The sequence below is a fragment of the Oceanimonas sp. GK1 genome, assembly GCF_000243075.1.
Classification (GTDB): Bacteria; Pseudomonadota; Gammaproteobacteria; order Enterobacterales; family Aeromonadaceae; genus Oceanimonas.
Genome location: NC_016745.1, coordinates 1,067,501 through 1,090,521 on the forward strand (window position 1 = coordinate 1,067,501; position 23,021 = coordinate 1,090,521).

The 23,021-nt window shown below is 61.8% G+C and carries 21 protein-coding genes, 2 tRNA genes and 2 rRNA genes (1 of these 25 cut by a window edge); 20 read left to right on the top strand and 5 right to left on the bottom strand.

Annotated features, from left to right (window positions below; translation table 11 throughout):
• From GU3_RS05075 to GU3_RS05085, 3 genes are all read left to right on the top strand, one after another.
• Positions 1-1,644, top strand: a 23S ribosomal RNA gene (locus tag GU3_RS05075); it begins 1,247 nt to the left of the window's first position.
• A gap of 85 nt (positions 1,645-1,729) precedes the next feature.
• Positions 1,730-1,844, top strand: a 5S ribosomal RNA gene (gene rrf / locus GU3_RS05080).
• 35 nt (positions 1,845-1,879) lie between these two features.
• Positions 1,880-1,956: transfer RNA gene (locus GU3_RS05085), tRNA-Asp, on the top strand.
• 145 nt (positions 1,957-2,101) lie between these two features.
• Here the strand turns inward: GU3_RS05085 and GU3_RS05090 are convergent.
• On the bottom strand, positions 2,102-2,767 hold the full coding sequence (locus GU3_RS05090; RefSeq protein WP_237711168.1) for a spermidine synthase: 666 nt from the start codon (positions 2,765-2,767) through the stop codon (positions 2,102-2,104).
• 231 nt (positions 2,768-2,998) lie between these two features.
• Between GU3_RS05090 and GU3_RS05095 the strand changes: the two genes are divergently transcribed.
• Genes GU3_RS05095 through GU3_RS05105 form a run of 3 tightly spaced genes read left to right on the top strand, consistent with a single transcriptional unit; the run spans position 2,999 to position 7,295 of the window.
• Entirely contained in the window at positions 2,999-3,724 is a 726-nt protein-coding gene (locus GU3_RS05095) for an ABC transporter ATP-binding protein (RefSeq protein WP_014291473.1), read from the top strand.
• Between the two features lie 6 nt (positions 3,725-3,730).
• Positions 3,731-6,085, top strand: a complete 2,355-nt coding sequence (locus GU3_RS05100) for an ABC transporter permease (RefSeq protein WP_014291474.1) — start codon at positions 3,731-3,733, stop codon at positions 6,083-6,085.
• A 4-nt stretch (positions 6,086-6,089) separates the two neighbouring features.
• Positions 6,090-7,295 carry an efflux RND transporter periplasmic adaptor subunit gene (locus GU3_RS05105; protein ID WP_014291475.1) on the top strand — a complete coding sequence of 402 codons (1,206 nt, stop codon included), beginning with the start codon at positions 6,090-6,092 and terminating at the stop codon, positions 7,293-7,295.
• Here the strand turns inward: GU3_RS05105 and pyrI are convergent.
• Positions 7,292-7,747 (bottom strand): aspartate carbamoyltransferase regulatory subunit, encoded by a 456-nt coding sequence (gene pyrI, locus GU3_RS05110; RefSeq protein WP_014291476.1) that lies wholly within the window; start codon positions 7,745-7,747, stop codon positions 7,292-7,294. The genes GU3_RS05105 and pyrI overlap by 4 nt on opposite strands.
• 9 nt (positions 7,748-7,756) lie before the next feature.
• Entirely contained in the window at positions 7,757-8,680 is a 924-nt protein-coding gene (gene pyrB / locus GU3_RS05115) for an aspartate carbamoyltransferase (protein WP_014291477.1), read from the bottom strand.
• Positions 8,681-8,990: 310 nt separating this feature from the next.
• Here pyrB and GU3_RS05120 point away from each other — a divergent pair.
• From GU3_RS05120 to pntB, 7 genes are all read left to right on the top strand, one after another.
• Positions 8,991-9,067, top strand: a tRNA-Trp gene (locus GU3_RS05120).
• 53 nt (positions 9,068-9,120) lie between these two features.
• Positions 9,121-9,489: a hypothetical protein gene (locus tag GU3_RS05125; RefSeq protein WP_050899394.1), complete on the top strand. Its 369-nt coding sequence runs from the start codon at positions 9,121-9,123 to the stop codon at positions 9,487-9,489.
• Positions 9,465-9,908, top strand: coding sequence for a ribosomal protein S18-alanine N-acetyltransferase (rimI, locus tag GU3_RS05130; protein WP_041542954.1), 444 nt, complete (start codon positions 9,465-9,467; stop codon positions 9,906-9,908). Before GU3_RS05125 ends, rimI begins: the two co-directional genes overlap by 25 nt.
• A 40-nt stretch (positions 9,909-9,948) precedes the next feature.
• Positions 9,949-10,962, top strand: coding sequence for a M23 family metallopeptidase (locus GU3_RS05135; RefSeq protein ID WP_014291480.1), 1,014 nt, complete (start codon positions 9,949-9,951; stop codon positions 10,960-10,962).
• A 176-nt stretch (positions 10,963-11,138) separates the two neighbouring features.
• Complete coding sequence (locus tag GU3_RS05140) at positions 11,139-11,897, top strand: zinc-dependent peptidase (RefSeq protein ID WP_014291481.1); 759 nt, start codon at positions 11,139-11,141, stop codon at positions 11,895-11,897.
• A gap of 403 nt (positions 11,898-12,300) precedes the next feature.
• Positions 12,301-13,827 carry a Re/Si-specific NAD(P)(+) transhydrogenase subunit alpha gene (locus GU3_RS05145; RefSeq protein ID WP_014291482.1) on the top strand — a complete coding sequence of 509 codons (1,527 nt, stop codon included), beginning with the start codon at positions 12,301-12,303 and terminating at the stop codon, positions 13,825-13,827.
• A 4-nt stretch (positions 13,828-13,831) separates the two neighbouring features.
• A complete protein-coding gene (gene pntB, locus GU3_RS05150; RefSeq protein WP_014291483.1) occupies positions 13,832-15,208 on the top strand; it encodes a Re/Si-specific NAD(P)(+) transhydrogenase subunit beta in 1,377 nt (458 codons plus the stop codon).
• A 122-nt stretch (positions 15,209-15,330) separates the two neighbouring features.
• Here pntB and uraH read toward each other — a convergent pair whose 3' ends face one another.
• Entirely contained in the window at positions 15,331-15,738 is a 408-nt protein-coding gene (gene uraH / locus GU3_RS05155; RefSeq protein WP_014291484.1) for a hydroxyisourate hydrolase, read from the bottom strand.
• 193 nt (positions 15,739-15,931) lie between these two features.
• On the opposite strand from uraH, the gene GU3_RS05160 reads away from it, so the two are divergent.
• From GU3_RS05160 to GU3_RS05190, 7 genes are all read left to right on the top strand, one after another.
• Positions 15,932-16,603, top strand: a complete 672-nt coding sequence (locus GU3_RS05160; protein ID WP_014291485.1) for a heavy metal response regulator transcription factor — start codon at positions 15,932-15,934, stop codon at positions 16,601-16,603.
• On the top strand, positions 16,600-17,958 hold the full coding sequence (locus GU3_RS05165; protein WP_014291486.1) for a heavy metal sensor histidine kinase: 1,359 nt from the start codon (positions 16,600-16,602) through the stop codon (positions 17,956-17,958). Before GU3_RS05160 ends, GU3_RS05165 begins: the two co-directional genes overlap by 4 nt.
• 73 nt (positions 17,959-18,031) lie before the next feature.
• On the top strand, positions 18,032-18,712 hold the full coding sequence (locus GU3_RS05170) for an AzlC family ABC transporter permease (protein WP_014291487.1): 681 nt from the start codon (positions 18,032-18,034) through the stop codon (positions 18,710-18,712).
• On the top strand, positions 18,705-19,034 hold the full coding sequence (locus tag GU3_RS05175) for a branched-chain amino acid transporter permease (protein ID WP_014291488.1): 330 nt from the start codon (positions 18,705-18,707) through the stop codon (positions 19,032-19,034). Before GU3_RS05170 ends, GU3_RS05175 begins: the two co-directional genes overlap by 8 nt.
• 55 nt (positions 19,035-19,089) lie before the next feature.
• Positions 19,090-19,962 carry a putative selenate ABC transporter substrate-binding protein gene (locus tag GU3_RS05180; protein WP_014291489.1) on the top strand — a complete coding sequence of 291 codons (873 nt, stop codon included), beginning with the start codon at positions 19,090-19,092 and terminating at the stop codon, positions 19,960-19,962.
• Positions 19,962-20,633 carry an ATP-binding cassette domain-containing protein gene (locus GU3_RS05185; protein ID WP_014291490.1) on the top strand — a complete coding sequence of 224 codons (672 nt, stop codon included), beginning with the start codon at positions 19,962-19,964 and terminating at the stop codon, positions 20,631-20,633. Before GU3_RS05180 ends, GU3_RS05185 begins: the two co-directional genes overlap by 1 nt.
• The gene (locus GU3_RS05190; protein ID WP_237711169.1) at positions 20,630-22,099 is read left to right on the top strand and encodes an ABC transporter permease; all 1,470 of its coding nucleotides are present in this window, start codon (positions 20,630-20,632) and stop codon (positions 22,097-22,099) included. Before GU3_RS05185 ends, GU3_RS05190 begins: the two co-directional genes overlap by 4 nt.
• Here the strand turns inward: GU3_RS05190 and fabG are convergent.
• A complete protein-coding gene (gene fabG / locus GU3_RS05195) occupies positions 22,096-22,848 on the bottom strand; it encodes a 3-oxoacyl-ACP reductase FabG (protein ID WP_014291492.1) in 753 nt (250 codons plus the stop codon). The genes GU3_RS05190 and fabG overlap by 4 nt on opposite strands.
• Between the last annotated feature and the right edge of the window lie 173 nt (positions 22,849-23,021).

The window sequence follows — 23,021 nt, forward strand, 5'->3', positions numbered from 1 at the left end:
CATGAGTAACGATAAAGGGGGTGAAAAACCTCCTCGCCGGAAGACCAAGGGTTCCTGTCCAACGTTAATCGGGGCAGGGTGAGTCGGCCCCTAAGGCGAGGCCGAAAGGCGTAGTCGATGGGAAACGGGTTAATATTCCCGTACTGACACACATTGCGATGGGGGGACGGAGAAGGCTAGATGGGCCAGGCGTTGGTTGTCCTGGTGAAAGGGTGTAGGTGGTGACTTTAGGCAAATCCGGAGTCACAACGCTGAGACCCGAGACGAAGGTACTACGGTACTGAAGTCATTGATGCCCTGCTTCCAGGAAAAGCCTCTAAGCTTCAGATGTGTGTGAACCGTACCCCAAACCGACACAGGTGGTCGGGTAGAGAATACCAAGGCGCTTGAGAGAACTCGGGTGAAGGAACTAGGCAAAATAGTACCGTAACTTCGGGAGAAGGTACGCTGGAGCGGGTGAAGTCCTTCGCGGATGGAGCCTGAGCCAGTCGCAGTGACCAGGTGGCTGGGACTGTTTATCAAAAACACAGCACTGTGCCAACTCGCAAGAGGACGTATACGGTGTGACACCTGCCCGGTGCCGGAAGGTTAATTGATGGGGTTAGCTGCAAGGTGAAGCTCTTGATCGAAGCCCCGGTAAACGGCGGCCGTAACTATAACGGTCCTAAGGTAGCGAAATTCCTTGTCGGGTAAGTTCCGACCTGCACGAATGGTGTAACCATGGCCACGCTGTCTCCACCCGAGACTCAGTGAAATTGAAATCGCCGTGAAGATGCGGTGTACCCGCGGCTAGACGGAAAGACCCCGTGAACCTTTACTATAGCTTGGCACTGAACATTGACCCTACATGTGTAGGATAGGTGGGAGGCTGTGAAGCGGTGACGCCAGTTGCCGTGGAGCCGACCTTGAAATACCACCCTTGTATGTTTGATGTTCTAACTTGGCCCCCTTATCGGGGGTGAGGACAGTGCCTGGTGGGTAGTTTGACTGGGGCGGTCTCCTCCCAAAGTGTAACGGAGGAGCACGAAGGTTGGCTAAGTACGGTCGGACATCGTACGGTTAGTGCAATGGCATAAGCCAGCTTAACTGCGAGACGGACAGGTCGAGCAGGTGCGAAAGCAGGTCATAGTGATCCGGTGGTTCTGAATGGAAGGGCCATCGCTCAACGGATAAAAGGTACTCCGGGGATAACAGGCTGATACCGCCCAAGAGTTCATATCGACGGCGGTGTTTGGCACCTCGATGTCGGCTCATCACATCCTGGGGCTGAAGTCGGTCCCAAGGGTATGGCTGTTCGCCATTTAAAGTGGTACGCGAGCTGGGTTCAGAACGTCGTGAGACAGTTCGGTCCCTATCTGCCGTGGGCGTTGGATGATTGAGAGGGGCTGCTCCTAGTACGAGAGGACCGGAGTGGACGAACCTCTGGTGTTCGGGTTGTCACGCCAGTGGCACTGCCCGGTAGCTAAGTTCGGAATCGATAACCGCTGAAAGCATCTAAGCGGGAAGCGAGCCTCGAGATGAGTCATCCCCAGGCACTTGATGCCTCTAAAGGGCCGTCCGAGACCAGGACGTTGATAGGCAGGGTGTGGAAGCGCTGTGAGGCGTGTAGCTAACCTGTACTAATGACCCGTGCGGCTTAACCATACAACACCCAAGAAGTGTGAGAGACTTGTAGTCTCGAGAACAAAACAGATTCATCACAAAGCTTTTTTCGAATTCAAGTTTAATGCCTGGCGGCCATAGCGTTGTGGAACCACCTGACTCCATGCCGAACTCAGCAGTGAAACGCACCCGCGCCGATGATAGTGTGGCAGCTGCCATGTGAAAGTAGGTCACTGCCAGGCACCCAATATAGTACTCCTGACTATACAGCTTTTGCGGAGCGGTAGTTCAGTTGGTTAGAATACCGGCCTGTCACGCCGGGGGTCGCGGGTTCGAGTCCCGTCCGCTCCGCCATCTTAAAGAAGCCCTTAGCTAGTTGATAGATAAGGGCTTTTTGCTGTTTTGCCTTCAGTCAAATCACTCACCCTCAATCTGTCAAGTCACCTCTCGTGACCAAAACGTGACCATTGGGTGACCTGAACCCGGTTTTGGCCGGGACTCAGTGGCTGGTCAGGCGGCTCAGGTAGGGCTGGAGTGAAAAGCCCAGGCGTTTACTCAGCGCCCACTCCAGATCCTTAAGGGCTTTGGCATTGTCCGTGGCGCGGCTGGTGCCGGCAAATACCACCCAGTTACCACTGCCGGTCAGGCAGGAGCGAACATCACAAAAGCGCGTTTGCAGGCGCTGCATAAATTCATCGTTCTGATGATTATTCCAACAGTTCAGCACCAGCCAGCCACCGGTTTTGAGCTGGCGGTGGCAGTTGTCGAGAAACCCGGCCGAGAGCTGCTTTGGCTCCACATCATCGGCGTTGTACAGATCGCTGAAAATCACATCCAGCTTCTTGCCCTGATAGTCACGCATAAAAACGAAGGCATCGGCCTGATGCAGTTGCAGTCGTTTACCCTGTGGCAGCTGAAAGCAGCGCTGTGCGGCTTCTATTACGGCCGGGCGCAGTTCCACGGCCTGCTGCTTTAATCCGGCAATACCGGTATGCAGGCAGGTATTCAGGGTGCCGGCCCCCAGCCCCAGCGTCAGGGTGTGTTTGGGGGTGTTAAACAGCAGCACCAGCAACATGGCCCTGACATATTCAAGCTGAGGCACATGGGGTTCACTTTTCTGCCAGCTGCTTTGGGCATCCGGGCCGCCAAAATTCAGCGTGCGCACTCCTTCTGACTCCAAAACCCGGATCGGACCGAATTCATCCCGAGCACTGAAAATTTCCTGCGGCATAACACACCTTCTCCGGGCAAAGCACCATTCTAACTCAGCACAGCAGAAGGAGAAAAAAACGCCGGGATGGCCGGGGCTGTGAGCATGTTGAAATATGCACCATGGCGCCAATAGAGAGCAGCGCATAGGCTTTGGATAGTCCGTTCTGTCGTTAACGGGAATCCCATGTCTCCACCCAAACACGCTGATCTGCCCGCCTTTCACAGCGAAGGACTGACCAAAACCTATGGCGAAGGAGGGGCTGCCGTGCAGGCCCTACGCGGGGTGGACCTGACCTTGCCCGCCGGTGAGCTGGTGGTGCTGCTCGGTCCGTCGGGCAGCGGTAAATCCACCCTGCTTAACCTGCTGGGCGGGCTGGACCGGCCAAGCGCAGGGCGGCTCTGGTTCTTTGAGCAGGAGCTGAGTGCCATGGATGACGCCGGCATCACCCATTACCGGCGTCATCATGTGGGCTTTGTGTTTCAGTCCTACAACCTGATGCCAAGCCTGACCGCCGAGGAAAATGTTGAGCTGGTGACCGAGCTGGTGGAGACCCCCATGGTGGCAAGGGAGGCGCTGGAGCGCGTGGGGCTCGGCCGGCGCGGCCATCATTTCCCTTCCCAGTTGTCCGGCGGTGAGCAGCAGCGGGTAGCCATTGCCCGGGCCATTGCCAAACGTCCGACCGTCCTGTTGTGCGACGAGCCCACCGGTGCCCTCGACAGCGCCACCGGCCGAATGGTGCTGGGGGTATTGCAACAGGTGAACCGGGAGCTGGGTACCACTGTGCTGATCGTCACCCACGCGGCGGCGACCGCCGCCATGGCCCACCGAGTGATCCACTTTGCCGATGGCCGGGTTCGTGACGTGCTGACGTCCGAGCATCAGCTTGATGCCGGCCGCATTGAGTGGTGACCGTCCATGGCGACCATGCTCAACCGCAAGTTGCGCCGGGATCTGTGGCAAATTCGCGGCCAGGCCCTGGCCATCGGCCTGGTGGTGGCGCTGGGAGTCATGTTGCTGGTGATGATGCATGGCCTGGTCAACTCCCTTGGCGATACCCGCGACAGTTACTACCAGCGCTACCGGCTGGCGGAGGTGTTCGCACCGGTCAAGCGGGCGCCGAAGCGGCTGCTAAGGGCGGTGTCTGCACTGCCCGGAGTGGCCCTGGCGGAAGGGCGGATCATCGGCGCCGGCCGGCTCACACTGCCCACGGAGGAGGTGCCCATACCCGTGCGGCTGGTCTCCTTGCCCGGCCGCATCAACCAGCTTCGGCTGACCGCCGGGCGTTTGCCTGAGCCAGTGCGACAGCAGGAAGTCTTGCTGCTGAACACCTTTGCCAAGGCGCAGGGGTTACGACCAGGGGACCGTCTTGAGCTGACCCTGAACGGCCGTCGGGAACGGCTGACGGTGGTGGGCCTGGCCATGGCACCGGAGTTTCTTTACGTGACCCCGCCCGGGGAATTGGTGCCCGACGATGGCCGCTTTGCGGTGATCTGGATGCACGGCGAGGCACTGGCCGACGCTCTGGATCTGAATGGGGCCGTCAATGAGTTCCTGATCCGTCATAGTACCAATATTCCCTTGCCGGCGCTGATCGCGGCGCTGGACCGGCTGCTGGCTCCCTACGGCGCCCTGGGCGCCTATCCGCGCGCCGAGCATCTCTCCGATCGCTTTATTCATGAAGAAATTGACGGGCTGCGGGTGTCGGCGCGCATACTGCCGCCGGTGTTCCTCGGGGTGGCCGCTTTCTTGCTGTACATCATGTTGTCGCGCATGGTGCAGGCAGAGCGGGAGCAAATCGGTCTGCTCAAGGCATTCGGGCACAGCAACCCTGAGGTAGGGCTGCACTATCTCAGGTTCGTGCTGGTCATTGCCCTTGGCGGCGCGCTGGCCGGTGTGGGGCTGGGCTACGGTTGCGGTTATTACCTGGCCGGGGTGTACCAGCTTTATTACCACTTCCCCTACCTGATGTTTCGCATCGAGCCCGAGGTGCTGCTGCTAGGTACCTTGATCAGCATGGCCGCGGCCTCGGCGGGCTGTATGCTGGTGTTACGGCGAGTATGGGCCCTGGCGCCGGTGGCGGCCATGCGCCCGCCGGTGCCGACCGACTTCAGCCGCAGCCTGCGCTTTGGTCCGGGCTGGCGGCGCTGGCTGGATCAGCCTGCGCGCATGGTGCTGCGCCAGTTGTGGCGGCGGCCGGTCAGGGCCCTTCTCACCGTGCTTGGCATTGCCCTCGGCATGGCGCTGTCGGTCGCCATGCTGACTGTGATGAGCGGCTTTGAACAGGCCCTGAACCTGCAGTTCGGGGTGATCGATCGCAGTGACGCCACCCTGACCTTTACCGAGCCGCGGGGGAGCAGCAGCCTGTATGCCCTCGGGCATGTGCCAGGGGTAGTGGCGGTAGAAGGCGTTCGTGAGGTGCCGGTGATCCTGCGTCATGACCGCCGGTATTATCGCGGTGCCGTAACTGGTCTGACGGTCGCGCCGCAACTCTATCGTGCCCTGGACAACCGCCAGCGTCCGTTGCGCCTTGAGGGCGAGGGGCTGGTGCTGGCCCGGCCATTGGCAACGCGGCTGGACATTGCGCCGGGCCAGCTGTTGCGGGTGGAGGTGCGTGAAGGCCGGCGACCGGTGCTGACGGTGCCGGTGACTGCGGTGGCCGATACCCTGCTGGGTGCTCCCGCCTTTATGTCGCTGGCGGCCCTGAACCGGGCCATGAAGGAGCCGGACCGGGTTTCAGGAGCCTACCTGCGACTCGACCGCGCTCAACAGGCCCGGTTGTACCGGGAGCTGAAAACCATGCCAGTGGTGGCGGGCGTCAGCCTCAGGGCGGAGCGGCGGGCGGCATTTCGGCAGGTGATGGACAGCGGCGCCGGCGCCACCCGCTATATTATCAGCGCCATGGCCGGCATCATTACCTTTGGCATTGTGTTTAACGCGGCCCGGGTGGCCTTTGCCGAGCGGACGAGGGAGCTGGCCTGTCTGCGTATACTGGGAATGACCAGCGCCGAAACCGGCCTGGTGTTGCTGGGGGAGCTGGGTGGATTGACCCTGGCAGCGCTACCGCTGGGTTCACTGCTGGGGTATGGGCTGTCTCAGGCCGCTGCGGCGGGATTCAGTACCGAGCTGTACCAAGTCTCGGCCGAGCTGGACCCGGCCAGCCATGTCTGGTCGGTGCTGACCGTGCTGGTGTCCGCTGCTTTTTCGGCGGTCCTGGTACAGCGGGACATTAACCGCCTGGATCTGGTGTCGGCCCAGGCCATCAGGGATTGATTGAATGGCGCTGCTCTCATCACGCAAAGGCCTAGCGATAGCGGTACTGGTGCTGGTGGTCGTGCTGGTGTACGGGCTTTGGCCCGAACCCCGGCCAGTGGACACCGGCGTGGTACGTCGTGAGCCGATGGCCCTGACCATAGTGGAGGAGGGACGTACCCGTGTGCGCCAGTCCTACCTGGTGACGGCGCCGGTGGATGGCCGCTTGTTGCGGGTCACCCTGGAAGCGGGAGACGAGGTGCATCAGGGTCAGGAAGTGGCCCGGCTGCTGCCGGTGATGGCGGGGTTGCTGGACAGCCGCACTCAAGATCAGGCTCAGGCCGCCCGAAATGGTGCCCGGGCGGCACTGGCGGCGGCCCGGGCCGAGGTGGCCGAGGCCGAGGCCGGTCGGCGGCTGGCGGAGGATCAATTGGCGCGCAACCGTCCGTTGCAGGCGCAGGGTGACATTTCGGCGGCCCAGTGGCAGCGTCTGCGTCAGGAGTTCAGCGTGGCAGTGGCCCGGCTGGAGGCGGCCCAGGCGGCGGTGGCGGTGCGTGAGGCGGAGTTGACTTCGGCTGAAGCCTTGTTGCAGGAGAACGCCGGCACATCGGGCGCTGCCGGCGTGGGGTTGCCGGCCCCCATCGGCGGACAGGTGTTGCAACGCTTGCTGCAGGGGGAAGCCGTGATCTCCGCGGGGACGCCCATTCTCGAGCTGGGCAATGTGGCCCGGGATCTGGAAGTGCTGGTGGAGCTGCCGTCTGCCGAGGCGGTGCGGGTGTCGACCGGTGACGAGGTAGAAATCGCACATTGGGGCGGACCGGACGTGCTGATGGGGAAGGTGGAGCGGATTGAGCCCAGGGGCTTTACCAAATTCTCCGCCCTGGGCGTGGAAGAGCAACGGGTAAATGTGCTGATCCGTTTTCTCGGTAACCCTGAAGCGCGGCGTGGGCTGGGACACGGTTACCGGGTGGAAGCGCGCATTCGCATCTGGCAGGGTGACAATGTGCTGACCGCGCCTTCCGGCGCGCTGTTCCGCCATCAGGGGCAGTGGGCGGTGCTGGTGGTTGATCACGGCCGGGCCCGGCTGACACCGGTGCAGGTAGGCAAGGACAACGGTCAGCGGGCCGAAATTCTGGACGGCTTGCGCGAAGGCCAGCAACTGGTGCTATATCCGGATCCCGGCCTGGCCGACGGGGCCCGCATTGCGCCGGGCCCCGCGGACGGACGTTAAAGCACCATCATGTCGCGCTGGAATGACTTCTCGCAGTAGCGGCAGCGAAACATCACCTGGTGGCGTACCGCCCGTACCCGAAACTTGCTGCTCACTGGTTCCCGGTGGCTGATGCAGTTGCCGTTGGGGCAGGAAAATACGCCTTCCACCTGTTCGGGCAGTTGCAGCTGCAGCTTTTCCACCACTTCAAAGTCTTCGATCAGGTTGACCGTGGCTTCGGGCGCAAACAGCGCCAGCTGGTTGGCCTGGGCGGAGGATAACCGTACGTTCTCCACCTTGATGATGTCCTTGGCCCCCAGCGCCTTGGACGGCAGGTTGAGCCCCACGGTAATGCGTTCCCGGTTCTCTGCCAGGCCAAACAGCTGCAGAATGCGGATGCCCTGGCCGGCGGGAATATGGTCGATCACGGTGCCGTTGTGAATGGCCTCGACTTGCAGTTGGGTTTTGTTCACGGCTGCTCCTTACAGGGTTTCGTTCAATACCAGCGCCAGCAGGGCCTGGCGGGCGTAAACGCCGTTTTCGGCCTGCTCGAAGTAATAGGCGTAGGGGGTGTCGTCCACCTCTACCGTGATCTCGTCGATGCGGGGCAGCGGGTGCAGTACCTTGAGGCTGTCCTTGGCGTTGTCCAGCACCTGGGGCGTCAGTACGTATTTGGAGGCCACGTGCATGTATTCGGTTTCGTCAAACCGCTCCTTCTGCACCCGGGTCATGTACAGAATGTCGAGCTCGTCCATCACCTCTTCCATGCTGTCGCGGAATTCGAAGTTGATGCCTTTTTCCACCAGCTCCTCGCACAGGTAGTCGGGCATGGCCAGGGCCTGGGGAGCGATAAAGTAGAATTTGCAGCCGAACAGGCTGAGTGCTTGGGTGAGCGAGTGCACGGTGCGGCCGTATTTCAGGTCGCCCACAAAGGCCACGGTCAGCCCCTGCAGGGTGCCCTGGGTTTCGTAGATGGTGAACAGATCCAGCAGCGTCTGGGTGGGGTGCTGGTTGGAGCCGTCGCCGGCGTTGATCACCGGCACCGAGGAAAACTCCGCCGCCAGCCGCGCCGCGCCTTCCTGAGGGTGGCGCATCACGAAGGCATCGCTGTAGGAGCTGATGATCTTCACCGAGTCGGCCAGGGTTTCGCCCTTTTTGGCCAGCGAGGTGCTGCCGCTGTCGGAAAAGCCGATGACGGCGCCGCCCAGACGATGCACGGCGGTTTCAAATGACAGCCGGGTGCGGGTGGAGGCTTCAAAAAAGCAGCTTGCCACCACCTTGTGCTTCAGCAGCTCGGGTCGGGGATGGGTCTTGAGCATGACGGCGGTATCGATGACCAGCTCCAGCTCGGCGCGGGTAAAGTCGGATATGGAAATGACATGCTTTTGATATAGAGGGTTCGCCATCAGCAATGCTCTTCAAGTGGAATTCGGGCCATAAAAAAACCCCGGAGTGGGGCCATTGAAGTGACAGGATCGCAAAGGTCGAAGCCGGTGCCGGCAAGGAGCACCGCCGCAAGGGGGCAGCAGCCATGGGATTCAAGCATGAAGGGCTCCGCGTATTTGCAAACCGTTCGGATTATAGAGAAATGTGCGGCCAAAGCAAAATGCGGTGAGGGGATGACCGCAAGCGGTGAAAGAGTGAGCGAACGCGCCGCGAGGGCGGAAAAAGCCCTTTACCTTTGATGGCGGCTGGATATAATTCGCCTCGTGTTGCAGGGGCATAGTTCCAATTGGTAGAACAGCGGTCTCCAAAACCGACGGTTGGGGGTTCGAATCCCTCTGCCCCTGCCAGCTTCACCGAAAAGGCCAGCCTCAGCGCTGGCCTTTTTCGTTACGGGGTGCTCATGAAGCCATTATCATCGCAACTCTGGCAATTTCTCGGTTTGCCGGTATGGCACTGCGCCCATGCCGAGCGCCTGCCCCATGCCCCTGTTGTTCCGGCCACTGCCGAGGTGCGGCTTATCGTCGGTCAGGGCCATCGCCTGCCGGCTGTCCTGCTGGCCGATCTCGTCCTGGCCCTGAACGGTGTTCAGCCCGAAGTGGAAGATGAAACCGCCTGGCTGGCCGCCGGCCGTCCCGGTGCGCCCATTATGCTGGGCTTCAATTTGACCTCGGTTGCCGAGGATCTGGCCTGGCAGGGCACACTGCCGCTTTCTTCTTCCCAAAAGCGCGAACTCTGGAGCCGGCTGTGCAGCCTGAATGCCGCCCGCTGACGCCGGCGGATCTCGATGCCATGACGGCGCTGGAGCACTCTGCTCATGTTCATCCCTGGAGCCGGGGACTGCTGGCCGAGGCCTTTGGCGAGCGCTACTTTTCCGGCTCACTCTGGCACCAGGGCGAATTGCTGGGCTATTTCATCGCCGACCGGGTGCTCGACGAAAGCACCCTGATGAACATCTGCGTGGCTCCCCGGTGGCAGGGCCGAGGGCTGGGACGGCAACTGCTGGAGCACTATTTTGCCCGCTGCCGGGCCCTGGGGCTCGGCTGGTTGTGGCTGGAAGTGCGCGCCTCAAACCGGTCGGCGCTGGGCCTTTATGTTGCCACCGGTTATGAGGAAAGCGGTCGTCGGCGCAATTATTATCCCACGGCCGAGGGCCATGAAGATGCCGTGCTGATGCAAAAGCGGCTCTAGTTCCTATACTGGAAGGCACACACTCTCCCAGGGATGAAACATGAGAGGTTTGCTTGCCACTGTGCTGGTGCTGACGGGAATGGCACCGGCCCAGGCCGACATCTATCAATATCGCGACGCCGCTGGCGTGGCGCATTACACCGACAACCGGCTGCGGGCCAACACCGGCCAGCGCTGGCATCAGGATGCGGTCAACAAGGACGGCATTCTGGTGCGGGTGGTCAAAAAAGCCGACGGCCACTATTTCTTTGCCCTGAATCGTCTGGCCAGTCAGGCCCTGCTGACTCTGAAATTTTCCGGCCAGCAAAACGTGGCCATTCCCGCTGCGCTGCAGCAGCCCGTGGCGCTGCCTGCACGGCAGGAAAAATTTATCGGCAAGCTGACCCCGGCGCAAAGCGGCGCCTGGCGCTATGACTACGGTTTCGCCTACAGCAGCCATGACGGACGAAATACCGTTGGTAGCGGGCACCGTGTGCAGAAAATCGCCGGCAGCACCCTGGTCAGCCCGCGGGTGCAGGCCTGGAAGCAGCACCACCATCAAACCGCTCAGGCCCTTGCCGGTGCCGTGGACATGAGCCCGCCGGTAGCCGGCCCTTACCGGGTATCCCAGGGCTTTAACGGCGACTTCAGTCACAACAAGGTGGCCAACCGGTATGCCCTCGACATCGCCCTGCCGGTGGGCACGCCCTTGCTGGCCACGCGGGACGGTGTGGTGGTAGCGGCGGTGGATCATCATGTGGGCGGCGGCCTCAAGGCCGAATACCGAGGCCGGGCCAATCACCTGCGGCTGCGCCATGACGACGGCACCATGACCCTCTATGCCCATCTCGACACCGGCTCTCTCAAGGTGAAGGAAGGCCAGCGGGTGCGCGCCGGCCAGGTGGTGGCGGCGTCCGGCCACACCGGTTACAGCTCGGGCCCTCACCTGCACCTGGCGGTGCAAGTCAACAATAAGGGCCGAATGGAGTCCATTCCCTTTACCCTCAATGGCCGGCTGCCCGGTACCGCAAACACCCTGCTGGCCCAGGGCAGTGAAGGCAGCGCCGGCGATTGAGTGCTGAAAACGGGTGCCTTATGGGGATCTTTGCGGCTTTTTACCGTCTTTCCTTCGATTGATGCAGCTACCGCTGCACTACCGGCATGGCTGTCTTGAGTCGGGTTGGCATGCGGTGCTTTGCCGGTTGTAATCTCTGCTGTTCGGTGGCCGGGATCTGTCTGTAAAATAACGTCATGAGCTGGTTTGACTGGTTAACCCCAAAACGCGCCCCCGTGACGCCTCTGCCCTGGCATGAGGCGCTGGCGGCCCTGCCCATTTTGCAGGGGCTGAACGAAGCTGAACAGCAGCGGCTGAGCGAACTCGCCCGCGCCTTGCTGGCGCGCAAAACCCTGACCCAGCTCGGCGTGACCCTGAGCCCACAGCAGCAGGCCGAGCTGGCCCTGCAGGCGGCATTGCCGGTGCTGAACCTGGGGCTGGACTGGTATGGCGGCTTTCGCGAAATCATTCTGATCCCCGAGCCGGTGACCCGGCGTGAAAACGTGCAGGACGAATACGGCCTGGTGACGGAGGTGATCGAGGAGCACGCCGGCGAGTCCTGGCAACAGGGGCCCCTGGTGCTGGCCTGGAGCGAGCTGGCCGACGACGGTGGCTGGGACGGTTACAACCTGGTCATTCACGAGCTCACCCACAAGCTCGACATGCTGGGGGGCGAGGCCGACGGCGTGCCCCCCATGCGCGCCGGCATGAATATGGAGGAGTGGCGACGCGACTTTCAGGCCGCCTTTGATGATCTGCGAATGCGTTCAGATCAGCATCAAGCCCCTATCGACCCTTATGCCGCTACCCATCCGGCGGAGTTTCTGGCGGTGTCGGCGGAGTTGTTTTTTACCGATCCCCGGCAACTGTATGCCGTTTATCCGTCGGTCTATCGCCAGCTGTCGCTGTTCTTCGGGCAGGAGCCGCGAGCCCGCCAACCCGAGCCTGTCCGGTAACTTCTTCCCGTCTTCTGTGATCCTGCTCGCCAAATGACCACTTGGCCCGTCAAGGATAAATGATACCTTAACGATTGAAAGCCAGAGCCTATCGAGGCTCGAGGAAAGATCGATTTATCTTTTTTCAGGTCAGCCAGTATATTGACTTCCGTGCTGTATCTTTCTTACGATGTGTCTTCACGTAAAACCTTTTGTGCGGGTTTTGGTGAAACTTTGTATGCAATCATGATTAAAAATACAAAATGCATCATTGAATATGCATCGATGGTATAGCGCCGTTGTAAAACAACGTCATTTTGCTGGCACAACACAGGCAAGGCTGCCAAGCGGTTGAAGGAACAGCTTGCTGAACACCGGGGGCAAAGGCACCCGGTGCGATACCAACATGAATCAGGGAATTATTATGTTAATCGGAATTCCAAGGGAAACGCTCAGCGGAGAGACTCGGGTGGCCGCGACCCCCAAGTCGGTCGAACAGCTGCGTAAACTCGGTTTTGACGTCTGCATCGAGCAGGGGGCGGGCATCAAGGCCAGCTTCGAGGATGCGGCCTACCAGGCTGCGGGTGCCAAACTGGTCGGCACCGACGAGGTCTGGCAATCCGCCATCCTCTACAAGGTCAATGCCCCCACTGCCGACGAGATCGAGCGGCTGCAGGCGGGCACCACCCTGGTCAGCTTTATCTGGCCGGCACAAAACCCCGAGCTGGTGGAACAACTCAAGGCCAAGGGCGTGACCGTGATGGCCATGGACATGGTGCCGCGTATTTCCCGCGCCCAGTCCCTGGATGCCCTGTCGTCCATGGCCAACATCGCCGGCTACCGGGCGGTGGTGGAAGCCGCCCATGAATTCGGCCGCTTCTTTACCGGCCAGATCACCGCTGCCGGCAAGGTGCCGCCCGCCAAGGTGCTGGTGATCGGCGCCGGTGTGGCCGGCCTGGCGGCCATCGGTGCCGCCGGCTCCCTGGGTGCCATCGTGCGCGCCTTCGACACCCGCCCCGAGGTAAAAGAGCAGATCAACTCCATGGGCGCCGAGTTCCTCGAACTCGACTATGAAGAAGAAGCCGACTCCTCCGACGGCTACGCCAAGGAAATGAGCCAGGCCTTTATCGACGCGGAAATGGCGCTGTTCATGGAGCAGGCCAAAGAGGTGGACATTATCATCACCACCGCGCTGATCCCCGGCAAGCCGGCGCCAAAGCTGATTACCGCCGACATGGTGACGGCCATGAACCCGGGCTCGGTGATCGTGGATCTGGCGGCGCAAAACGGCGGCAACTGCGAGCTGACCAAGCCCGGTGAGCTTTTCGTGTCCGACAACGGCGTCAAGATCGTAGGCTACACCGACCTCAACGGCCGGCTGCCGACCCAGTCCTCCACCCTGTATGCCACCAACCTGGTCAACCTGGCCAAGCTGCTGTGCAAGGAAAAGGACGGCAACATCAAGGTCGACTTCGACGACGTGGTGCTGCGCAACATGACCGTGACCCGGGACGGCGAAGTGACCTTCCCGCCGCCGGCCATCAGTGTGTCGGCGGCACCCAAGGCCAAGGCCGCGGCCCAGCCCGCCGCCGAGCCCCATGCCAAAAAGCCGAGCAACCTCAAGTACTACCTGGGCGGCGCCGGTGTGCTGCTGTTCGCCTGGCTGTCGGCGGTGGCGCCGGCCGAGTTCCTGTCCCACTTCACCGTGTTCGTGCTGGCCTGCATCGTGGGCTACTACGTGATCTGGAACGTGTCCCACTCCCTGCACACGCCGCTGATGTCGGTCACCAATGCCATTTCCGGCATTATCGTGGTGGGAGCCCTGTCCCAGGTGGGCGCCGGTGGCTTTGTCAGTTTCCTCGCCTTTGTGGCGGTACTGATCGCCTCAATCAACGTGTTTGGCGGTTTTACCGTTACGCACCGTATGCTGAAGATGTTTAGAAAGGGCTAATGGAATGTCACAAGGACTAGTAACTGCATCTTATATCGTGGCCGCCGTGCTCTTTATTCTGAGCCTGGCGGGCCTGTCCAAGCAGGAGTCGGCCAAGGCCGGTAACTGGTATGGCGTGGCGGGCATGACCATCGCCTTGCTGGCCACCATTTTCAACCCCGAGGTCACCGGCCTGGGTTGGATCATTGTGGCCATGGCCATCGGTGCCGCCATCGGTATCCGCTTTGCGCTGAAAGTGGAAATGACCGAAATGCCGGAGCTGATTGCCATACTGCACAGCTTCGTGGGTCTGGCCGCGGTGTTTGTGGGCTACAACACCTACATGGATCACGGTGACATGTTCGGCGCCATGCTGAACATTCACAACACCGAAGTCTTCCTCGGCGTCTTTATCGGTGCCGTCACCTTCACCGGCTCCATCGTCGCCTTCTGCAAGCTGCGCGGCCTGGTGTCGTCGAAGCCGCTGATGCTGCCGCACCGCCACAAACTCAACCTGCTGGCGGTGGTGGTCTCGGCCCTGCTGCTGATCTGGTTCGTGCAGGTGGAAGGCTCCACCTTCGCCCTGCTGGTGATGACCCTGATCGCCCTGGCCTTTGGCTGGCACCTGGTGGCTAGCATCGGCGGCGCCGACATGCCGGTGGTGATCTCCATGCTCAACTCCTACTCGGGCTGGGCGGCGGCGGCGGCGGGCTTTATGCTCTCCAACGACCTGCTGATCGTCACCGGTGCCCTGGTGGGCTCCTCCGGTGCCATCCTGTCCTACATCATGTGCCGAGCCATGAACCGCTCCTTTATTTCGGTGATCGCCGGCGGCTTCGGCTCCGACGGTATCGCGGCCTCCGGTGAGGAAGAGGACGGTGAATACACCGAGGTGAACGCCGAGGACGTGGCCGAAATGCTGAAAGGTTCCAGCTCGGTGATCATCACTCCCGGATACGGCATGGCGGTGGCTCAGGCCCAGTACCCGGTGGCCGAACTGGTGTCCAAGCTGCGGGCGGCCGGCGTCAAGGTGCGCTTTGGCATTCACCCGGTGGCGGGTCGTCTGCCCGGCCACATGAACGTGCTGTTGGCCGAGGCCAAGGTGCCTTACGATGTGGTGCTGGAAATGGACGAGATCAACGACGACTTCGACGACACCGACACCGTGCTGGTGATCGGTGCCAACGACACCGTCAACCCGGCGGCCAATGAAGACCCCGCCAGCCCGATTGCCGGCATGCCGGTGCTGGAAGTGTGGAAGGCCCAGCAGGTGGTGGTGTTCAAGCGTTCCATGAACACCGGTTACGCCGGGGTGCAGAACCCGCTGTTCTTCCGGGAAAACAGCGTCATGCTGTTCGGCGATGCCAAGGACAGCGTAGACAACATTCTGAAAGCGCTGTAACAGGCCACAGGCCATACAAGGGACGCTTCGGCGTCCCTTTTTTTTGGCGGTGCCAATAAAAAAAGAGAGCCGACGCTCTCTTTTTTATACACAGGACTTGGTGTTGGCGACAGCGGCAGGACTTAGTTACCGCGGTAGGTGGAGAAGCCGTAGGGGCTCAGCAGCAGCGGCACATGGTAATGATCCAGCTTGCCATCGGCACTGAAGATCACCGGGATCTCGGGAAAGAAGGTCTCGGTGTCGTGCTTTTCGAACCAGTCACCGGTTTCAAAGGTCACCTTGTAAGTGCCTTGTTCCAGTGCCTTGCCTTCCGGATAAAGGGCGGTAATACGGCCCTGCTCGTTGGTCACGGCGCTGTTCAGTTCTACCCAGTCGTCGCCCTGCTGCTGCTCCAGTACCACCTTGACATCGGGTGAAGGCAGGCCGTTTTCCAGGTTGAGTACGTGCACGCTCAGCGGGTTGCCGGCGGCGAAGGTCAGGGTGGATACACCGGCCATCATGGCGCCGGCCAGAACATGTTTAAAGGTCATGGCGATTCTCCGTGGTGGTGGGTGGGCTTCGCCTCACCCGTTCATGTGTTCGCCGTGTCTGGCGAGATGGGCTCATCATGCCTAAGCCTGCCTTGCAAACCCCTTACCGCTTTATTACAAAACCGTCATCAAGGGGGCGGTGCCGTATTCGGTGATAAACTGCCCCCATCAATTGCACTGAGCGAGGCCGAGCATGCGCATTCTGGTGGTGGAAGACGAAGCCAAAACTGCCGATTACCTGAGAAAGGGCTTTAGCGAATCCGGTTATCAGGTGGAGGTCGCCAAAGACGGCCTGGAAGGGCGCTATCTGCTGGAAGAAAGCGCCTTTGATCTGGTGATCCTCGACATCATGCTGCCGGGCTTGGATGGCTGGCAGCTGCTGCAGTTTATTCGCAGCCAAAGCGATACCCCGGTGATTTGCCTGAGCGCCCGGGACGCGGTGGAAGACAAGGTGCGCGGTCTGGAGCAGGGCGCCGATGACTATCTGGCCAAGCCCTTTTCCTTTGCCGAGCTGCTGGCCCGGGCTCGCAAGCTGCTGCGCCGGGGCAAGCCAGCCGAGCCGCTGTTTTACCGGCTGGCGGATCTGCAACTGGATCCGCTGGCGCGCCGGGTGAGCCGGGGCGGGCGGCGCATCGAGCTCACCAACAAGGAGTTCACCCTGTTGCAGTTGTTGCTGGCCCACCAGGGGGAGGTGTTGTCGCGTACCTATATCGCCTCCCAGGTGTGGCACATGAACTTTGACAGCGACACCAATGTGGTGGATGTGGCCATTCGCCGGCTGCGGGCCAAGATCGACGACGACTTTGAGCCCAAGGTCATTCACACCGTGCGTGGCATGGGTTATGTGTGCGAGCAGCGGGAATGAAGCGGGTGTGGTCGTCATTAAGCTTGCGGCTCTCGCTGATGTTCGCCCTGGTCAGCGCCCTGCTGCTGGGCAGCCTCGGCTTTTATCTGTATTACTCGCTGGAGCGGGAATTGGCCTGGCGGGACGATCAGAGCCTGCTCGGACGCCTGGAGCACATGCAGGCTCTGCTCAGCAGCAGCGACAGCATCACCGATCTGCGTGACCGGCCCACCCTGTACGCCAACATGCTGGGTAACGAAGACAGCCTGCTGTGGGTGCTCAACCTCGACGGCGAGGTGCTGATCTCGGTGAACCCGGCCGGACTGGCGGTGCCCACCGGGCTGCCCGCCGGCGAAACCCGGCTGGGTTATAACCTCGATGGAGATGCTCGGCTGGCCTGGCGCCGGCTGGAGCTGAACGAGCGCAGCCTGATGCTGGTGGCGGGCAAGCTGCTGGCACCGCGGGAGCAAATGCTGGCCGCCTACCGGCTGCGGCTGCTGCTGGCCCTGGCCGGCGGTGCCCTGATGGCGTTTGCCCTGGGCTGGCTGGTGAGCCGGCGCGGTCTGGCGCCGGTGCGGCGGCTGGCGGCACAAGCCGGTGCCATTGAGGTACGCCGGCTGCACCGGCGGCTGAATACGCGGGCGCTGCCCGACGAGCTGCGCGAGCTGGGGGAAAGCCTGAACCACATGCTGGCCCGGCTGGAGGACGGTTTTGGCCGGCTGTCGCGGTTTTCCGAGGATCTGGCCCACGAGATCCGCACCCCCCTCAGCAACCTGATGGGGCATACCGAGCACAGCCTGCGCCGGCCCCGCAGCACGGAGGAATACGAAACCCTGCTGGCTTCCCAGCTGGAGGAATACCAGCGGCTGGCACGGATGGTCGACAGCATGCTGTTTCTGGCCCGCACCGAGCAGCCCCAGGCACAAATTCGGCTGACATCGATTTCCCTTCCCTCGCTGGTGGCGCAGTTATGCGACTATTTCGAAGGCATGGCGGAAGAGGCAAGCATGGCCCTGGTGAACCGGACCGAGGGGGAGGTGCGGGCCGACGAGGAGCTGCTGCGCCGGGCATTGGCCAACCTGCTGGCCAATGCCCTGCGTTACGGTGTACCGGGCCAGCCCATTACCATCAGCAGTGGCCGGACTGAAAAGGGAGTATTCCTCAGCGTGCACAACATGGGGCCGGCCATTGCGAGTGAGCATTTACCCCGGCTGTTTGACCGCTTTTACCGCTGCGACCCGTCCCGCACTCAAGGGGGGGATACCGGCGGCCTGGGGCTGTCCATTGTCGACTCCATCATGCAACTGCACGGTGGCGAGGTCAGCGTGCACAGTGACGATAACGGCACCACCTTTACCCTGCGCTTTCCGGCCTGAGCCGCTTCGGCCTGTGCTTGCCCTGCAGTCATTAATCCCTTATTTTCCCAAGGTTGAAGAGAGGAGAATAATAATGACGAGCAAACGCGGGCTGGTGTCACTGACTCTGCCGGTGATGATGGGATATCTGCCCTTGGGCGCGGTGTTTGGCGTGCTCTGGGTAGATGCCGGGTTGACCTGGTACTGGGCGCCCTTGATGAGCGTGCTGGTCTATGCCGGGGCCCTGCAGTACCTGGCGGTGGGCATGCTGGCCGCCGGCATCGGCTGGCTCGATCTGGCGGTGGCGGCCCTGCTGGTGAACTTTCGCCATCTTTTTTACGGCCTGTCCCTTTACCATTTGCTGCCCAGGGGCGTGATTGGCCGGCAGTATTTCATTTTTGGCATTACCGACGAAACCTATTCCCTGCTCAGTGCCTCGGGCCAGGTCAAGGACAGCAAAACCGCCCTGCTGGTGGTGCTGTTCAACCAGAGCTACTGGGTGCTGGGCACCCTGGCGGGCATGGTGCTGGCGCGGGGCCTGCCCCCCGGGTTGCAGGGGCTCGATTTTGCTCTGACGGCACTGTTTGCCGTGCTGGCGGTGGAGCAAATTCGCGCCAAAAAGGACTGGGGCGCCGTGGCCCTGGGGCTGGCCGCGGCGGCGGTCGCCGGCATCTGGGTAAGGGATTACTTCCTGCTGGCGGCCTCCATCATGCTGGTACTGGTCTTGCTGGCCTGGCCCGTTCGGCAGCCAAAGGAGAAACCGGCCCATGTCTGATGTCGATTATCTGTGGGCGGCGCTGATCATGGCCGGCGTCACCTTTGCCCTGCGCGCCTTTCCCTTTGTGGCCCGGGGCTTTATTGCTCACCACCACCGTATTCAGGTGCTGGGCCGGCGGCTGCCGGTGGCCATGATGGTGCTGCTCACCCTGTATGCCATGGGCGTGCATCAGTGGGGCTCGCTGTCCGATGGCGGGTACCAGCTGGTGGCGGTGGCGGTGGTGGCCGGACTGCAGTTATGGCGGCGCCAGGCACTGACCAGCATTGTTGCCGGTACCCTGGTGTACATGGCCCTGGTGAATGGCTGGCTGGGGCTCTGATCCCCGGCCGGTTTTCGGCTATAATCGCCGTCTTTCTTGTTGAATGGAACCGAACATGACCCTTTCTGTACCTGCCCGCCTGCTGGGCCTGGCGGCCCTGTGCCTGAGCGGCCTGACCCAGGCCGAAACCTTTGTATTTACCGCCATTCCGGATCAGGATGAGCGCCGCCTGACCGAGCGTTTTGGCAAGATTGCCGATTACCTCTCGGAAAAGCTGGAGGTGGAGGTGAAATACATTCCGGTGAAGAGCTACCCGGCGGCGGTGAGCGCCTTTCGCAACGATCAGGTGCAGCTGGCCTGGTTTGGCGGCCTGACCGGCGTACAGGCCCGGGAGCTGGTGCCTGGCAGCGAGGCCATCGCCCAGGGGGTGGAAGACACCGCCTTTGTCAGTTACCTCATTGCCCATGAAAGCACGGGGCTCAGTGAAAGTGAGCAGTTACCGGCGGAGCTGGCCGGCAAGCGCTTTACCTTTGGCGACAAGGGCTCCACGTCCGGCCGGCTGATGCCCGAGTTCTTTTTGCGTCAGCACTTTGGCCAGGCCCCCGAAGCGCTGTTCTCTCGAGTGGGGTTTTCCGGGGATCACAACCGCACCATCAGCCTGGTGCAGTCCGGCGCCTATGAAGTGGGGGCGGTCAACTACGCGGTGTGGGACGCGGAGCTGGAAAAGGGCAATATCGATAAGAGCAAGGTGAAGGTGATCTGGACCAGCCCTCAGTACCCCGACTACCAGTGGAGCATTCGCGGCGATGTGAACGCCCGCTTCGGTGACGGCTTCAAGGAAAAGGTGAAGCAGGCACTGCTGGAGATGAAAGATCCCGAGCTGCTGGCGGCCTTTCCCCGTTCCGGCTTTGTGAACGCCACCAACGAGGATTACGCCCCCATTCGCGACACCGCCGTGGCCATTGGCATCATGGATCCCGAGCAGTAATGAGCGATCCCGCCCGCCTGTTCCGGTTTCATGACGCCAGCCTTGGCTATGCCGGCCGGCCCGTACTGGAAGCGCTGAACCTGGAGGTGAGGCAGGGCGACAAAATCGCCCTGCTGGGGGAGTCGGGCACCGGCAAAAGCACCCTGCTGCGCCGGCTGCGGGAGCTTCGGCCACGGGAGGTGGCCTGGTGCCCGCAACAGCCGGGGCTGGTGCCGGTGCTGAACACCTTTCACAACATCTACATGGGCCGGCTGGCTCATAATCCGTTCTGGTATAACCTGGCCAATCTGGTGAAGCCATTGGCTGGTCCCAAAGCAGACATTACCGCACTGGCCAGCCGGCTGGGTCTCAGCGGCCAGTTGTGGCGCGCCGCCGGTGCCTTGTCTGGCGGCCAGCAGAGCCGGGTCAGCCTGGCCCGGGCGCTGTATCAGCAAAAGCCGGTGTTCATCGGTGACGAGCCGGTGTCGGCGCTGGATGAGCGTCAGGCCGCCGACTTGCTCAAGCTGATATGCGAACGCCACCAGACCGTGGTGCTGGCGCTGCATAACGTGGAGCAGGCGCTCACTCACTGCACCCGCATCGTCGGGCTGCGCCAGGGCCGGCTGGTACTGGATGCGCCCAGTACCGAGCTGACCGCCACCCAGCTCCGGGCCCTGTATACCTCCTCATGACGACGTCTGCCTCCATGGGCCGCACCAGCCTGCTGTTTGTGGTGCTGGCGCTGCTGTGTCTGCCCTGGGCGGACTTTTCCGTCACCGCCGTGGATCCCTGGTTCGAGCTGGGCCGCCTCGGTGCGGGCCTGTTGCTGCCGGCCTGGCCCGATATGGGAGTGCTGCTGTCGGCCCTGGCCAACACCCTGGCCTTTGCCCTGCAGGGGGTGGCCCTGGGCGCGGTACTTGGCCTGGGCCTGGCCTGTGGCTATCGTTCGGCCTGGGTGCGCCGGCTGGCAGCGGGGCTGAGAGCCGTGCACGAGCTGTTCTGGGCCCTGCTGTTTATGCAGTTGCTGGGGCTGTCGGCCCTGGCCGGGGTGCTGGCCATTGCGCTGCCCTATGCGGGCACCTTTGCCAAGATTTACGGCGAGCTGTTTGAAGAGGCGGATCCGGCCCCGGAGCAGGCGCTGCCGGCGGGCTTTGGCCGGCTGAGCCGGCTCATTTACCTGCAATTACCCCTGTGTTGGCGGCAGATGGCCACCTATACCGGCTACCGGCTGGAATGCGGCATTCGCAGCTCGGCGGTACTGGGCTTTATCGGCCTGCCGACCCTGGGCTATCACCTGGAATCCCTGCTGCGTCAGGGCTACTACGATGAGGCCGCGGCCTTTTTCTATGCCCTGGTGCTGATCATCGCCACCCTGCGCTGGTGGCTACGGGCCCGACTGGTGCCGCTTTATTTGCTGGCGGCGCTGGTGTGGCTGCCGCCGGTGGCCAGCCTGAACTGGACGCTGATGGCCCGCTTTTTTACCGAAGACATTATTCCCGCGCCCCTGCGGGCGGGCGACTGGGCCGGGCTCTGGCCCTGGTGGGCGTCGCTGTGGCAGCAGCAGGCGGGACCGGGGCTTGCCAATACCCTGGTGCTGGCGCTGTTGTCGCTGGTGGTGACCGGGGTTTTGGCGCTGGTGTGGTTTCCGACCATTTCCCGGCGGTTCGGTCATGGCGTCAGCCGCGGTGCCAGTCATGGCTGGCTGGTGCTGATGCGCTCATTGCCGGAATACCTGCTGGCCTTTGTGGGTATGCTGCTGCTGGGGCCCGGCATGCTGCCGGCCATGCTGGCGCTGGGGCTGCACAACGGCGCCATTATCGCACACCTGCTCGGGCATCACCTCAATACCCTGAGCCTGCGGGAAGACGCGCCCTCAGGCCTGAACCTGTACTTTTTCGAGGTGCTGCCCCGGTTGTATCGGGCCTTTATGGCCTACAGTCTGTACCGGTTCGAAAACCTGATTCGCGAAACCGCCATTCTCGGCATGCTGGGCATTCCCACCCTCGGCTTTTTTATCGACTCGGCCTTCAGCGAATTCCGCTTTGATCGGGCCATGGCGCTGCTGCTGGTGTGCGCCGGGCTGAATATCCTGGTGGACATACTGGCCCGGCGGTTGCGCCAGCGGCTGCATCTGGGCAGCCGCGCCGAGGTGCTTTAAAGCACCAGCCCTCCATCGATTTTCAGTACCTGTCCGGTGATGTAGCGGGCGCGGTCACTGGCCAGAAACAGCACGCCTTCGGCGATGTCGGCCGGCTCGCCGAGGTGGCCGAGGGGAATGCGGGCGGTCATTTTCTCCAGTACCCTTTCCGGTACCGCCTGAGTCATCTCGGTATTGATAAAACCGGGAGCGATGCAGTTGGCGCGGATCTGGGCGCCGCCCCGGGCCAGCTCCTTGGCCCAACCCTTGGTCATGGCGATGACGCCGCCCTTGCTGGCGCCGTAGTTGCTCTGGCCGATATTGCCGTCGGTGCCCACGATGGAGGAAATGCTGACGATGCTGCCGCGCCGGTTGAGCTTTATCAGCGGCAGCATGGCCTGAGTGACCAGGAATACGCCCTTGAGGTTCACGTTCAGCACGCGATCCCAGTCGGCCTCGGTCATGTTGTCGAGCAGGGCGTCGCGGGTGATGCCGGCGTTGTTCACCAGCACATCGAGGCGACCGTACTCGCTCTGAATGCGAGTGCTGAGCTGGCTCAGGGCCTCGCTGTCGCACACGTCCAGGGTGACGGCGGTGACGTTGTGGTGCTCCTTCAACCAGCCATCGGCCGGGGCCATGTCGATGTCGCAGGCATAGACCCGGGCCGCGCCGGCCCGGGCCAGGGTTTCGCTGATGCAGCGGCCCAGCCCGCGGGCGGCGCCGGTCACCACACAGATGTGGTTGTGCATATCCTGAGTATTGCCATTCATGATGAACATCCTTTGTGAACCGTCGAGTCAGTGAGTGTCACTTGCCTCACCATGGTAGCTTGAATTTTGCAGTGCAATATTAATTTTATACTTTTTAACTAGAGTATTTTTCAATATCTTTTTGCAATGCACAGGGTGGCGCCTGAACACCGGGCACAAAAAAGCCCGCACAA